The sequence below is a fragment of the Pseudidiomarina atlantica genome, from assembly GCF_000753735.1.
Taxonomy (GTDB): Bacteria; Pseudomonadota; Gammaproteobacteria; order Enterobacterales; family Alteromonadaceae; genus Pseudidiomarina; species Pseudidiomarina atlantica.
On record NZ_JPIN01000005.1, the window covers coordinates 271,477 to 286,074 of the forward strand.

The 14,598-nt window shown below is 44.3% G+C and carries 14 protein-coding genes; all 14 read left to right on the forward strand.

The annotated features are described in order from the left end of the window. The 14 genes from IDAT_RS05860 (at position 1) to csrA (ending at position 14,559) form a co-directional block, all read left to right on the forward strand. Positions 1-1,239 (forward strand): glycosyltransferase family protein, encoded by a 1,239-nt coding sequence (locus tag IDAT_RS05860; protein WP_034731756.1) that lies wholly within the window; start codon positions 1-3, stop codon positions 1,237-1,239. Between the two features lie 93 nt (positions 1,240-1,332). Next, positions 1,333-2,586: an O-antigen ligase family protein gene (locus IDAT_RS05865; protein ID WP_156099486.1), complete on the forward strand. Its 1,254-nt coding sequence runs from the start codon at positions 1,333-1,335 to the stop codon at positions 2,584-2,586. Positions 2,587-2,978: 392 nt separating this feature from the next. Then, complete coding sequence (locus IDAT_RS05870; protein ID WP_162178391.1) at positions 2,979-4,055, forward strand: glycosyltransferase; 1,077 nt, start codon at positions 2,979-2,981, stop codon at positions 4,053-4,055. Between the two features lie 17 nt (positions 4,056-4,072). Then, positions 4,073-4,711, forward strand: coding sequence for a CatB-related O-acetyltransferase (locus IDAT_RS05875; RefSeq protein ID WP_051986610.1), 639 nt, complete (start codon positions 4,073-4,075; stop codon positions 4,709-4,711). Between the two features lie 10 nt (positions 4,712-4,721). Next, the gene (locus IDAT_RS05880; protein ID WP_034731762.1) at positions 4,722-5,759 is read left to right on the forward strand and encodes a polysaccharide biosynthesis protein; all 1,038 of its coding nucleotides are present in this window, start codon (positions 4,722-4,724) and stop codon (positions 5,757-5,759) included. Between the two features lie 9 nt (positions 5,760-5,768). Then, the gene (wbjC, locus tag IDAT_RS05885; RefSeq protein ID WP_034731764.1) at positions 5,769-6,914 is read left to right on the forward strand and encodes a UDP-2-acetamido-2,6-beta-L-arabino-hexul-4-ose reductase; all 1,146 of its coding nucleotides are present in this window, start codon (positions 5,769-5,771) and stop codon (positions 6,912-6,914) included. Positions 6,915-6,938: 24 nt separating this feature from the next. After that, positions 6,939-8,093: a non-hydrolyzing UDP-N-acetylglucosamine 2-epimerase gene (gene wecB, locus IDAT_RS05890; RefSeq protein WP_034731765.1), complete on the forward strand. Its 1,155-nt coding sequence runs from the start codon at positions 6,939-6,941 to the stop codon at positions 8,091-8,093. Next, positions 8,093-9,265 (forward strand): glycosyltransferase family protein, encoded by a 1,173-nt coding sequence (locus tag IDAT_RS05895; protein ID WP_051986607.1) that lies wholly within the window; start codon positions 8,093-8,095, stop codon positions 9,263-9,265. The genes wecB (IDAT_RS05890) and IDAT_RS05895 overlap by 1 nt, the downstream gene beginning before the upstream one ends. A gap of 2 nt (positions 9,266-9,267) precedes the next feature. After that, a complete protein-coding gene (locus IDAT_RS05900) occupies positions 9,268-9,864 on the forward strand; it encodes a sugar transferase (RefSeq protein WP_034731863.1) in 597 nt (198 codons plus the stop codon). Continuing rightward, entirely contained in the window at positions 9,857-10,498 is a 642-nt protein-coding gene (locus IDAT_RS05905) for an acetyltransferase (RefSeq protein WP_034731767.1), read from the forward strand. The genes IDAT_RS05900 and IDAT_RS05905 overlap by 8 nt, the downstream gene beginning before the upstream one ends. Continuing rightward, positions 10,499-11,674, forward strand: a complete 1,176-nt coding sequence (locus IDAT_RS05910; RefSeq protein ID WP_034731768.1) for a DegT/DnrJ/EryC1/StrS family aminotransferase — start codon at positions 10,499-10,501, stop codon at positions 11,672-11,674. Between the two features lie 18 nt (positions 11,675-11,692). After that, positions 11,693-12,889, forward strand: a complete 1,197-nt coding sequence (gene wecC / locus IDAT_RS05915; RefSeq protein ID WP_034731769.1) for a UDP-N-acetyl-D-mannosamine dehydrogenase — start codon at positions 11,693-11,695, stop codon at positions 12,887-12,889. Positions 12,890-12,913: 24 nt separating this feature from the next. Further along, positions 12,914-14,050 (forward strand): non-hydrolyzing UDP-N-acetylglucosamine 2-epimerase, encoded by a 1,137-nt coding sequence (gene wecB / locus IDAT_RS05920; protein WP_034731770.1) that lies wholly within the window; start codon positions 12,914-12,916, stop codon positions 14,048-14,050. A gap of 323 nt (positions 14,051-14,373) precedes the next feature. Beyond that, positions 14,374-14,559, forward strand: a complete 186-nt coding sequence (csrA, locus tag IDAT_RS05925) for a carbon storage regulator CsrA (RefSeq protein WP_034731773.1) — start codon at positions 14,374-14,376, stop codon at positions 14,557-14,559. The last annotated feature ends 39 nt before the right edge of the window (positions 14,560-14,598 follow it).

Consider the following 14,598-nt stretch of genomic DNA (forward strand, 5'->3'; position numbering starts at 1 on the left):
ATGAAAAAAATATTTATTTACTATCCGTCACAACACATTGGCGGAGCTCAAATTTTCTTTGAAAAGATTGCCAAGATTCTCGATAAAATGGGATACCAAATAGGTATATTTTCCAATACAAAAGAATATATAGAAAAAGTTTTAGTCGAAAGCGGAATAAAAGTTAATCGATGTTGTACGACCGATAATGAAACTGAAAGGTTCATTAATGAAGACGATTTTATCCTCCTTACATCATTTAGCTATTTATATAGCATAGCTACAAAAATTGACTTATCACGTTGTCAAAAAGTCATATTTTTTGATTTGCATCCATCGAATGTAATTGGGCAGCTCCCGCTTGGTTTTCTGTTTAGATATAAAAACTTTGTATTGAGTAGAGTTATGCCTTATCTGCTCTTTTATCCTACAATTAGTCAAACAAGGAATATAATACAAGAAGGCATCAAAGCAAGGTGTATCTCATTTTTGTGTGCTAAAAATTATGAATTAAACGAATTTGCATTCAACCTTAATGCTCGCCCTCTATTTATTCCTATACCGATAGATGTTCCGCTAATTTCTAAGCCCATTCGTGATTACGGGGGAGTAATTAATATACTTTGGGTTTCAAGGCTCGATATTGATAAGGTGAAGATATTAAATCTATTAATAGAGGATGTAGAAGATTTCAATCGCAAAAGTCCCGAGAGCAAAGTTGTCTTGCACATTATAGGAGATGGTAAGGCAAAAAGTTTTATTAGAACCACTAAACACACAGAGGTTAAGTATTATGGAGTCCTCTGTAAAGAAGAACTGTGGCGCTTTGCTATCAGTTCTATAAATTGCAGTTACGGAGTAGGAACAGCTGCGCTTGAAATAGCAGCGCTGGGAATCGTGACATTTTTAATTCCAAGCATGGACGAATATAGTTATTATTCTAATACATCGAATCGATATCTCCCTTTATATATGGTCGATGGTTGCGATGTAGCTGTTGAAAAAAAACACAAGAATAAAACAATATCATTTGAGCATTCCATAAGAATGCTTATAAGAAATGGAGCGGAAGATGGCGTTCGATGTAGAGAGCATGTAAAATCATTTCATAATGAAGCGAAAATAATAGAGGCTTTATTGTTAATGATAAGCTCTAACAAAGAGAGTGAAAATTTTGTGAGATCAGTTTCAAAATTAAGATTGGGCTGGATGCAAAGAACTCTTCTGCGGTTAAGAAATCACGTGTATAAATACGTGTAACGTAAATGACTGCATTGAAAAGTTTGTCTTCATGAAAGTCATTTACTCTATTGCTTTAAACAGCTCTCAACTGTCAAGCGCATGAGGTAGATTTTGGTAAATGGAATCGTTGTAGTTATTTTATCGCTGTCTATTTTTATGCAGCCGTTATTTTTTTCTGTAATGGGATTATTAGGCTTGGAACATGAAAGTTCAGATTCGAGCATGGCTTATGTAATATATGTCATGTCAATCGCTGGGTCGAGTCTAATTATATATATTTTTTCGACTGTAAAGCATGGCGTTCTCAAAGGTGAAGCATTGCTACTAGGAATCATAATAATTTTCTTAGCCGTGCATAAGATTTGGGTTTTATTCGATCCACTTAACACAATATTGTTTCCTGAAATTTTTATCTTCTTTCTCTTATTCGGGCTCCCAGGTTTTTTAAGCGCCGCAGCAACACTTAAACTTGGCTTACTCCCAGATTTAATCAGAGTATCTGAAATTTTGATCGTAGTTATGTCGGTGGGTATTATTTCATTTTCAGTCCTTCCTTCTTTAGCTGGGATTAGAGTAGCAAGTCTAGCAGGCGCGAGTTACCAAACACTCTCATACTACGGTGCCTTTGCATTCGGTATGTTATTGATATACAACTTTCATTTACCGAATCAACTTAGGTTTAGGGTTAGTTCTCAGAGCTGGTACAGATTAGCTAATTATTGTTTAATGATCGGATGTCTAACTGCGTGCATCCTCGGAGGAGGTCGTGGAGCTTTTTTGCTGTTGGGTGCATATTTTATAATGGGCGTGTTGTTGTTTTTTTCTGACAAGACGAACTTTCGGACCACAAGAAGGTTAACGAGCACCGTCTTTAAATTAATGTCGATTATTGTGGTTGCAATAATTTTTGTAACCACATTTGGAGAAAATGATTTCGTTCAAGCCGGCTTTGATCGCGCCACTCAATTTATTGGTGACGATGGTGCAATCGATTTAGAAAGAGGGAGTTCTGGACGCGATGTGGTTTATAGTTGGGCGTTAGAATACATACAGCAGCAACCGATTATAGGTTATGGACCCTTTGGATTTCGGGATAAGACACTCCACCCACACAACTTATTTCTTGAGATTTGGTTACAATTTGGAATTATTGGCGTATTTATATTCCTCATGGTGGGAGCAGCTCTATTGCTCAAAACGTTTAAGAATAGGGATCAGTATACAATCTGGATCTTTTCGCTTTTCCTCTATCCGTTTGTTATGACAATGTTTAGTGGAACATATCTTCATACGGCCATATTTATTTTCTGCATTTCGTTCATGGTAATTCATAGAAAATATCGTAATCATCGATTATTAGCTTAGTCCTCGAGATATATGAGAAAGGTACCGACAAGCATTATATCTAGTACGATTCTTAGGATGATGCTCAGGCCATTGAATATTGTTGCAACTATATCAATTTCGTTTGTAGGTTGTTTGGTTTAAGATTGATAACCTCTCGTAAATATTGATATTTGCGGGGGCAAAGTGTTTACTGGTTAGCGCTTTCTAGGCGACTACCCAATATGCATATAGGTCGAACAACAGTGTTATTTCGTCATTACTAATAAAACGCATTTCGTAATGAAAAGAATGTTAAGAGAGATAAAGCATTTTATGCATATATTTACGAAAAAAGCCTTTTGCAATGACTAAGTGTTCAAAAAAATCAACGTAAATTCATAGAATATATTACTCCAATGAACGGTGTGACAGTGAAAAAGAAAAAGTTGCTAATCATTTATAACAAAATATGGTCTTATCGACTCTGTATTTTTAACGCCCTTTCTGATGAGTATGAACTGACCGTAGCGGTAAATGATGTCAATTCACTGGATCGGGAATACGGTTTTAATGTCATTTACTTGCCAACTCGGAAAATAGGTCCTTTTGAATGGCACACTGATAATTTGAGCAATTTTGTTAAGAAGTTTGATTGTGTTATTGGTCTATACGACATACGTTGGCTACGCTTGATGTTGACTTCGCTCATATCTTCGACTCCTTTTCTTTTTTGGGGTATTGGTGTTACAGCTTCATATGAAAATAAATTTGACAGTAAATCCCGTTGGGATTCTGTGCGGATTTTCTTTGCAAAAAGAAGCGCAGGGGTTCTTTTGTACAGTGACTATCCCGTTAGGAAGCATCTAAATCTTGGAATGTCAGCCAGTAAAATTTGGGTCTGCCACAACACAACTGATGTTGGACAAATCATGCCAGCACTTGGCGTTTCGCGAAACTCTATTTTATTCGTTGGTTCACTTTATAGGCAAAAAGGAATTCTCGAGTTACTGCATTCTTATTATCAGGCGTCAAAAAGGTGTGAGGATCTTCCAGTTTTCGAAATCGTAGGTGACGGTGATGAATTCTCTAAAGTTAAATGTTTTGTAGAGGAAAAAGAGCTGGGTCACAAGGTAATTCTCCACGGGGCTATTTATGATCGAAGTCAGCTTGCGCATTTGTTTAACCGAGCGTTAGTCTGTATTTCTCCAAATCAAGCAGGACTTTCTGTCCTTTCATCGATGGGAATGGGGGTTCCGTTTGCAACTCAAACTGATGCGTTTACCGGTGGCGAGATTTTTAACATTAAGCACTTAGAAAATGGAATATACATAGATAAAGTCTCTTGCAGTATCGAGGAGTTTTTCATGTGGATACAGAAACACAGGAGCGAACTTTTACAAATGGGCAGAAATGCGCAAGAGTTTTACTGGAAGTACCGACAGCCAATGATGACCGTTGAGACAATTAAAGAAGCTGTAAAACGAGCAACAGCGAGGGGGGACTCGTGAGGATACTGTTCACTTTCGTGATTCAATTCTTTTTGTTTAGAAGACTCTTTTTTATTAATCGAAATTCTTTTTTTGTTCTAATTGATGGCAGAAGCAAGATTGCGCATCCAGTTAAGTTGGGTCGACTAACTCGATTGTCACGCAGTAAAATCGGTGCCTTTAGTTACATTGGTGCGTCATCACGAATTGTTAACTGTGAAATTGGAAAGTTTTGTTCTATTGCAGACAATGTGAAAATAGGTTTGCCTACACATCCAAAAGATTTCATCTCAACATCTCCAATTTTTTTCGCTATTAACAATGGTACTGGAGCGTCTTGGGTGGTAGAGGACTCGTATAATGCGAGTCCCAAACGAACTGTTATCGGTCACGATGTTTGGATCGGCTCCAGTGTTACTATTATCGGAGGGGTGAAAATCGGTAATGGAGCAATCATCGCCGCTGGAAGTGTCGTCACCAAGGATGTGCCCGACTATATGATTTATGGTGGAGTGCCAGCGAAGAAAATAGGTCAACGATTCACCAGTAGAACGATAGAACAATTACTTGAACTACAGTGGTGGGAGATTGAGCCTCGCGTTTTGCAAACCAAGTTAAATTTGTTTAACAAGCCACTAGAAGAGCTTGATGAATCCTTGATCCAACAATTTAAATAGGTCAATGAAAATGCAGTTTTTAGGAAACACGCTTTTGATCACCGGTGGTACAGGCTCTTTCGGTAATACAGTACTCCGTCGATTTCTCGATACTGGTATCGCTGAAATCCGTATTTTCAGCCGCGATGAAAAAAAACAAGACGATATGCGCAAGGCATACAATCATCCGAAGCTTAAATTCTATATCGGTGATGTTCGTGACTATCAAAGTGTATTGAATGCAACGCGTGGTGTTGATTTTATCTACCACGCTGCAGCTCTTAAGCAAGTTCCATCATGCGAATTCCACCCAATGGAAGCCGTAAAAACCAACGTACTTGGAACGGAAAACGTTTTAGAGGCAGCCATCCAAAACGGTGTTAAACGAGTTGTTTGCTTGAGCACCGATAAAGCCGTTTATCCAATCAACGCGATGGGTATTTCAAAAGCCATGATGGAAAAGGTAATGGTTGCTAAATCGCGTAATGTCGACGATACAAAAACCGTTATTTGTGGCACTCGGTACGGAAACGTCATGGCATCCAGAGGGTCAGTTATTCCTCTGTTTGTAGACCAGCTCAGAGCCGGAAAACCTCTGACGATTACCGATCCAAATATGACACGCTTCATGATGACGCTCGATGACGCTGTCGATTTGGTTCTCTACGCATTCGAGCATGGCACAAACGGTGATATTTTTGTGCAGAAAGCGCCAGCCGCGACTATTGAAACACTCGCTAAAGCGGTTTTATCGGTCGCAGGTAAAGAAGACCATCCGATTCAAATTCTCGGTACGCGCCACGGTGAAAAGTTGTTTGAAGCGCTACTGTCACGCGAAGAAATGGTTTGTGCTGAAGACATGGGTGAATACTATCGCGTACCCCCTGATTTGCGAGATCTCAATTACTCGAAATATGTTGACCAGGGTGATACCCGTATCGACCATATTGAAGACTACAACTCTCACAATACTGAGCGGCTCAATGTCGAGGGTATGAAAAAGTTATTGATGAAACTCGATTTTATGCGCGCTTTTGCAAAAGGCGAGTATATAAACCCAGAAGGTTAACGCATTACCATGCTTAAATTACTTATCACCGGTGCGAATGGTTTTGTAGGTCAAAACTTAAGAGCTCACATCGATGAAATGAAAGACGTCGAATACGTAGTCTTCACCCGAGACAACGTTGTTGAAGATCTACCACGGTTACTCGACGGTGTTCATTGCATAGTGCATCTTGCAGGTGTCAATCGACCAGAGACAGAAGCTGAGTTTAAAGAGGGGAATGTAGAGCTTACAAAAGCCCTATTGGCCGGAATTGAATCATCGGGTATGGCTTTACCGGTTATTTATGCCTCCTCGATTCAGGCGGATCGACTCAATCCTTACGGTATGTCGAAGTATCTAGCGGAACAAGCAGTCACTGAGTATGGGAAACGCCACAGCGTTCCGGTTCGCAACTATCGCTTAGCTAATGTTTTCGGTAAGTGGTGCAAGCCTAACTACAATTCGATGGTAGCCACGTTTTGCCATAACGTTGCACGAGACTTGCCGATACAAATCAACGACGAAAACGCCGAAGTACGTTTGGTGTATGTAGATGACGTCTGCGCTGAGTTTATCAAAATGGCCTCTGATCTGGCCGTTTACCGCGCGAGCACGAGTACATCAATGGCTCAGGTTCAACCTGAATATACGAGCACAGTTGGTGAAGTTGCCGAAGCATTGAGAACGTTCAAGGAAAGTCGAAATACGCTGATAACAGAACGTGTTGGTGAGGGCTTTATGCGTAAGCTCTATGCCACGTATATTAGCTATTTACCGACTGAAAGCTTCTCGTACAAAGTACCTAAATATGGTGACGAGCGGGGCGTATTTGTCGAAATGCTTAAAACCAAAGACTCCGGACAGTTTTCGTTTTTCACAGCACATCCTGGCATTACGCGTGGCGGTCATTATCACCACACCAAAAATGAAAAGTTCTTGGTGATTAAGGGGAAGGCACGCTTCTGTTTTCGTCACATGGTCACAGGTGAGTTTTACGAACTATTTACTGATGGCGATACACCAGAAATCGTTGAGACCGCGCCAGGCTGGAGCCACGATATTACTAACGTGGGTGACGAGGAAATGGTCGTGATGCTCTGGGCCAATGAAATATTTGACCGCGAAAATCCTGATACTTATGCAGCGCCTGTGCAGCCACCAGAACTTCAACAGTAAGCATCTAATTAAGAGTAATTCGGCATGAAAAAGCTAAAGGTAATGACGATTTTAGGGACGCGTCCTGAAATCATTCGTCTATCGCGCGTAATGGCAGCGTTAGACCAAGTTGTTGAGCATAAAATTGTCCACACGGGCCAAAATTATGACTACGAACTGAACGATGTTTTTTTTGAAGAGCTTGGCGTACGCCAGCCTGATCATTTCTTGAATGTCGACACCTCAAGCTTAGGTAAAAGTCTTGGTGAGATTTTAATCAAGACCGAGCAGGTGATCCTCGAAGAAAAACCAGATGCCGTGCTGGTATTAGGCGATACCAATAGTGCAGTGGCCACAATGATGGCCAAGCGAATGAAGGTGCCAACCTATCATATGGAAGCAGGTAACCGCAGCTTTGATGCCAACGTACCAGAAGAGATCAACCGCAAATTGGTTGACCACCTTGCTGACTTTAACTTGGTTTACACCGAGCACGCACGTCGTCATTTGCTCAGCGAAGGTTTGTCGCATCGCTTTATTTATTTAACTGGCTCACCGATGCGTGAAGTCTTGGAGCATGTACTGCCATCAATTGAAGCGTCAAACGTGCTTGAACAGTTAAATCTAGAAGCTAAAAAATTCTTTATCGTAAGTGTGCATCGTGAAGAGAATGTCGATAGCAAAGAGAACCTGCACAAAGTTGTTGAAGCTCTCAATGCGCTCCATCAGGAATATGGCTACCCTGTAGTTGTTTCGACCCATCCGCGCACGCGTAATCGCCTTGAGAAACTCGGACTTGCGGATTCGAGTGAAGGCATTCAATTCTTAAAACCCTTCGGCTTTTTCGACTACAACAAGCTACAAATGGAAGCATTTTGTGCCATTTCTGACAGCGGAACCATCAGTGAAGAATCATCAATTCTTAACTTCCCTGCAGTAACCTTGCGTCGTTCGATTGAACGTCCAGAAGCTTTGGATACTGGCGCGATTGCACTTACTGGACTTGATGTTGATACGCTTATCGCAGGCGTTCGAATTGCAGTTGCAAATCGTGATGTATTCTCAGGCACAGAGCGTGAGATTCCAGAAGAGTATAAGATTCGCAATACATCTGAGCGCGTAGTACGTCTGATCACTGGAACGGCAAAGTTAACGCCGCATTGGAAGAATATGGATAGTTTTTCTAGGTATGATTGGTGATGTTCAAGAAGAAGTATGATTTAGCGATTATTAATCGTTCGTTTTGGCCCGACAACAAAATTTTAGGCGAGGCTAAGCTTAGACTCGCCGAAGAAATGAGCAGGAATTATCGTGTCTGTGTTATAGCGCAGTCAGCTCTGAATCTTCAGCAGGAGGCACGAGATAAAAACAGGGGGAAAGGCATACGCTTTTTTAGCTCTAAAAGTCGTTCAAATTCTTCGAGTCATTTGCTCTTACGTATAGCGGATGCGTTTGTTTTTAGCCCTTATGTGTTTCTTTCTTTGTGTCGAGCGCGTCCCAAACATGTTTATGTATCGACAAATCCACCTGTCGTTGTGCCTTTTATCGCGTTTCTATATTGTTTTATCTTTCGTGCAGAATACACCTATCATTTACAGGACATCCACCCTGAAATTACTAACATAATTATCCCTATAAATAAGCTTCTTTTTGGCTTACTGCGAAAAATCGATAACATTGCAATCAGAAATGCACGAGAAATCATAACTCTATCAGAGGATATGGCTCATTTCATTCGGCTTCGTTCAAAGGCAAAGATACCAATACATCTTATTACTAACCCCGCTTTTGATTTAGGTGAGCCTGCTACTAACCTAGAAAAAAAATCGGATATAGTCTTCTGCGGCAATGCAGGTCGGTTACAACTTATTCCCACTCTGGTTGAGGCCATAGCTAAGTTTTTGGAGCAAGGAGGAAATTTGACATTTACTTTTGTAGGTTCGGGGGTGAATGCAGATAAGCTTCGAGAACTTGCGTTAAAGTATGAGCAAGTTAGTTATCTGGGTTACTTACAACCAGATAAGGCTAGTAGAATTGTTGCCGAGCATAGATGGGCTCTCTTGCCTCTTAAAGATGAGGTAACGAAATATGCGTTTCCAAGTAAGTCAACATCCTATCTGATCGCAAACTGTCGAATACTCGGTATTTGCGGTCCAGATACGAGTCTTGCTCGATGGATTACTGAAAATGGTCATGGAATTTCGGTAGCACCTGAAGTTGACCAGATCGTCACTGTTTTGTGGCAAATTCAGCTAGATGAAGTTCATGTAGAAAATCCGAATAAAGAGTCTGAGCAATATACCATTGCTCAGTTCGTCAATCGCATAGTTTCTATTTTAAAGCCAACAAATCTTCGTGGTGATGACTTTTGATGATGAAACGTGCTTTTGATTTGATTTGTTCACTATGCGTTTTGATTTTATGTTTACCAGTATTAATCATACTTGCAGCGATGTCGCGACTAACCTTGGGTTCTCCAATTTTGTTTACGCAAGTGCGACCTGGTAAGGATGGCCGGCCTTTTAGAATGGTCAAATTTAGAACTATGCGTGATGCTGTTGATAACAACGGGGATTCGTTGCCAGATTCAGAGCGCATAACAAGATTCGGAGCGTTTTTGCGAGCAACCAGTCTCGATGAGCTCCCCGAACTATGGAACGTATTGCGCGGCGATATGAGCCTCGTCGGACCCCGCCCGTTGTTGATGGAATATCTCGATTTGTATACCCCAGAGCAAGCACGTCGCCACGAAGTCCGCCCCGGTGTTACTGGTTGGGCACAAGTGAACGGTCGCAATGCCATCAGTTGGGAAGAAAAATTTAAACTCGACGTCTGGTATGTCGATAATCGTTCGTTGTGGCTTGATATCAAAATACTATTTATGACTGTTAAAAAAGTAATCGTACGTGAAGGCATATCAGCAGAGGGCGAAGCAACAATGTCAAAATTTGAAGGAACGAAACATGACTAAGTTAATAGGTGTATATGGGGCGAGTGGTTTCGGGCGCGAAGTCATGCCTTTAGCACGAGCTCAGTACCCTGACGCAGAGTGTGTATTTGTCGATGATGGCGCAAATGACAAAGAGCTAAATGGCTATCCAATTTTGTCATTTGCGAAGTTTTGCGAATATCAAGCGAATGACAAAAAAGTATCGATTGCCATCGCAAACAGCACAGTGCGCGAAAAGCTAGCAGAGAAATTACGCAGTGAGAGTATTGAAGAGATTAATATTGTCGCTGGAAATTCAGTCATCCTCGATGCAGTTAACATGGCCCCTGGCGCGATTCTATGCCCCTTCGTGACCCTTACCTCGAATATCAAAATTGGTAAATCCTTCCATGCCAACATTTACAGCTATGTTGCTCATGATTGCGTGATTGGCGACTTTGTTACGTTTGCGCCCTCGGCTAAATGTAATGGCAACGTGCATATTGAAGATCATGCATACATCGGTACAGGGGCGGTAATCAAACAGGGCACTCCGGAAAAACCGTTAGTTATTGGTAAAGGCGCGGTGATAGGGATGGGAGCCGTGGTAACAAAAAGTGTTGCTCCGGGAGAAGTTGTTGTAGGTAACCCAGCAAAACCGTTAGAGAAGAAGTAAATGCTAAACACCCCATTTTCTCCCTGGCCGTCATTCACAGATGAAGAAGCCAAGGCTGTTCACGATGTTGTTTTATCAAATCGCGTCAATTATTGGACTGGCTCTGAATGCCGCGAGCTTGAAAAAGAATTCGCTGCATGGGCTGATGCGTCCTATGCAGTCGCATTGGGTAACGGTACTTTAGCGCTTGATGTCGCATTGCAGGCTTTAGGTGTAGGTGGGGGCGATGAAGTTATCGTAACTCCACGTACCTTTATTGCATCGATTTCTACCGTGGTGAACGCAGGTGCTACGCCGGTTTTTGCTGACATCGATCGTGACACACAGAATATCGAAGCGCATACCATTGAGCCAGTCATTACGCCACGCACCAAAGCCATTATTGTGGTGCACTTGGCTGGACGTCCTGCCGAAATGGACGCCATTATGGCCTTGGCCAAAAAGCACGGCTTGTACGTTATCGAAGACTGTGCACAAGCACACGGAGCGCGCTACAAAGGCCGCTCAGTGGGGAGCATAGGCCACATCGGGGCATGGTCATTTTGCCAAGACAAAATCATGACCACCGGCGGTGAGGGCGGTATGGTTACCACCAACGATGAAGCGCTATGGCGTAAAATGTGGTCTTTTAAGGATCACGGCAAGAGCTACGAAGCCGTTTACGAGCGCGAGCATCCACCAGGCTTCCGCTGGTTGCACGAAAGCTTCGGCACAAACTGGCGCATGCTCGAAATGCAAGCCGTCATCGGCCGCATCCAGTTAAAACGTATGCCTGCATGGACGGCCGCTCGTCAGCAAAACACTGCAGCCATCACTGAAGCTTGTTCTTCGTTTTCTGTTGTACGCACACCTTCTGTACCAGACCACATGGAACACGCCTGCTACAAACATTACTGCTTCGTTGAACCATCGCAGTTGGCCGACGGCTGGACACGTGATCGCATCGTCTCCGAGATTGTTGCGCGCGGCGTACCTTGCTTCCAAGGATCATGCTCAGAAGTCTATCTCGAGAAAGCGTTTGACGGCACCGGCTGGCGTCCGGCTGAACCATTACCAGTCGCCCACGAACTGGGTGAGACGTCGTTGATGTTTTTGGTGCATCCGACGTTGACGGATGCCGAAATTGAAAAGACCTGCGCTGTTATTCGCGAAGTACTGGCGTTGGCGCAAAAATAAAGTTGTAAGGATTGTAGTATGACAAAGGAAATTTGCATCATCGGCCTAGGTTACATCGGCCTACCCACCGCCGCACTTCTCGCCAATCAAGGTTATCAAGTTCTCGGTATCGACGTCTCAGAAGACGTAGTGAATACCGTCAATAACGGTGATATTCACATTGTTGAGCCTGAGCTTGATGCCTATGTGGCAAAAGCAGTAAAAGAGAAGACGCTGACTGCAGCCCTGAAGCCTGCACCAGCGGATGTGTTTGTGTTGGCTGTGCCTACACCGTTCCATGACGGCCACGTACCGAATATTGATTACGTTGTAGCGGCCACGCGCTCCATTGCGCCTGTGGTGAAAGCCGGCGACATGGTCATCTTGGAATCGACGTCACCGGTAGGTACGACAGAACGTGTCGCAGAAGTGCTCCGTGAAGAGGGCGTTGATATCGACTCGCTTCATATCGCGCACTGTCCTGAGCGGGTGTTGCCGGGCCACATTATGCGTGAGTTGGTTGAGAACGATCGTATCGTCGGCGGCATCACCCCTGAAGCGACAGAAATTGTCGCAGACTTTTATCGCTCGTTTGTCTCTGGTGAAGTCCTGACCACCGACGCGCGCACTGCAGAAATGGCCAAACTGACTGAGAACAGCTTCCGTGACGTGAACATCGCGTTCGCCAACGAACTGTCGATTTTGTGTGACAAATTCGGCATCGATGTGTGGGAACTCATTCGCTTGGCGAATCGCCATCCTCGGGTAAATATTTTGCAGCCGGGAACTGGCGTTGGCGGTCATTGTATTGCTGTCGACCCTTGGTTTATTGTGCATGCCGGTGGCGAAGACGCACGTATCATTCGTGCCGCACGTGAAATCAACGACTACAAAACGGATTGGGTGGTTGAACGCATTCTTGCCGACGTCAAAGCTTTCGAAAGTGAACATGGCCGTGCTCCGTCAGTTGCCTGCATGGGCTTAGCCTTTAAACCGAACATTGATGATCTGCGTGAGTCGCCAGCCTTGGCGGTATTCCAGTCGCTCGTGCTCGAAGGGATTGATGCTTTGGCCGTTGAGCCAAACCTGAAGCGTCATCAAAGTATCGTATTGAATGACTACCATGAAGTTGCGCAGAGCGCCGACATTGTTGTGTATCTAGTTGCACATAATGAGTTTAAGCACTTAACCGTAAGTGGTCAGGTTCTCGATTTCTGTGGCGTAACCCGCGTCTAACTGTATTCAAATAGGTAGTTGCTCATGAAAGTTCTATTAGCCTTTGGTACGCGCCCGGAAGCGATCAAAATGGCGCCGTTGGTGAAAGCCCTGCAAGCGGATGCGCGCTTCGAAGTCGTCGTCGCGGTAACCGCTCAGCATCGCGAGATGCTCGACCAAGTGTTGGCCTTATTTGAGATCACGCCGGATTATGATTTGAATATCATGAAGGCCGGACAAGACTTGTACGACGTGACCTCGTCGGTGCTTTTGGGCATGCGCTCAGTACTGGCCGAATCTCAACCCGATCTCGTGCTGGTGCATGGTGACACGGCAACGACTTTTGCTGCATCGTTAGCAGCTTTTTATGCGCGGATCCCGGTAGGGCATGTCGAGGCAGGCCTGCGTACACACGATTTATATTCGCCGTGGCCGGAAGAAGCGAATCGTCAGTTAACCGGCCGCTTAGCGAAATGGCATTTTGCGCCGACCGAGCGGAACCGTCGTGATTTGCTGACCGAGGGCGTTGATGAAGGGTCGATTTTGGTCACCGGCAACACGGTTATTGATGCGTTGCAGTGGGTCACCTCGAAGATTGCTTCTTCTGATGCGTTACGTGCGTCGATTGCCGATGCATTGACAGCAGCAGGTTTGTCGATAGATTTGTCATCGTCGCGTTATGTGCTGATCACCGGACATCGCCGCGAAAACTTCGGACAAGGCTTCGAGAATATCTGTGCGGCGCTGCGTTCATTGGCGGTTGCGCACCCCGACGTGCACTTCGTTTACCCAGTGCACTTGAACCCGAATGTACAAAAGCCAGTGCGCTCGTTACTCGGCGGCTTGACCAATGTGCACTTGATTGAGCCGCTCGGCTACGAGCCGTTCGTGTGGCTCATGCAGGGCTGCCATTTAGTCCTAACCGACAGCGGCGGCGTGCAAGAAGAAGCCCCAGGCCTTGGCAAACCCGTACTCGTCATGCGCGACACCACCGAGCGCCCCGAAGCCGTCGAAGCCGGCACCGTGCGCCTGGTCGGCACCGCCGTCGATGCCATCGTCTCGTCGGTGTCGTCGCTGCTGACTGATGGTGACGCTTATGCCTCCATGTCCCGCGCCCACAATCCTTATGGCGACGGCCACGCCTGCGCCCGTATCTGCGATTTCCTCGCTAGCGCGCGCTGATGCTTGGTAGCCCGTGGTTCTAGTACGGGGGAGTGCGCGTATACATTGTGCGGCCGTACCTAACACCCAGCCGGTAGATGGTTAGGCCCGTAGTAGAACTACGGGCAACTTAAATAAAAAGGAGTCATTTGACTCCTTTTTTCGTTCAAATGACCCTGCTTTGTGTCGTTTGAACTAAAGAGGATATTTTCTTCATCTTTTGACTCCAAAAGAGGTCAATTAACTGAATTAAATGAAAATTTTAGTAAGTAGCTTAAAAAAAAGTTGGATTTTTGCATTCAATCCGTCACATTAGGTTTTTGCTCTAAACTAAGGGACTTATTATGTTAATTCTTGCAAGACGAGTCGGCGAAACCATGATGATCGGTGATGATATCAAGGTCACCATCCTTGGTGTAAAAGGTAACCAAGTTCGAATCGGCGTAATCGCGCCGCGCGACGTCGGCGTACACCGCAAAGAAATATATTTGCGCATCCAAGAAGAAAAATCCGAACGCCCCACGGTGTAGCCGACACATTTCGGTGTTTTTCAACCGAGTTGTCCAAAA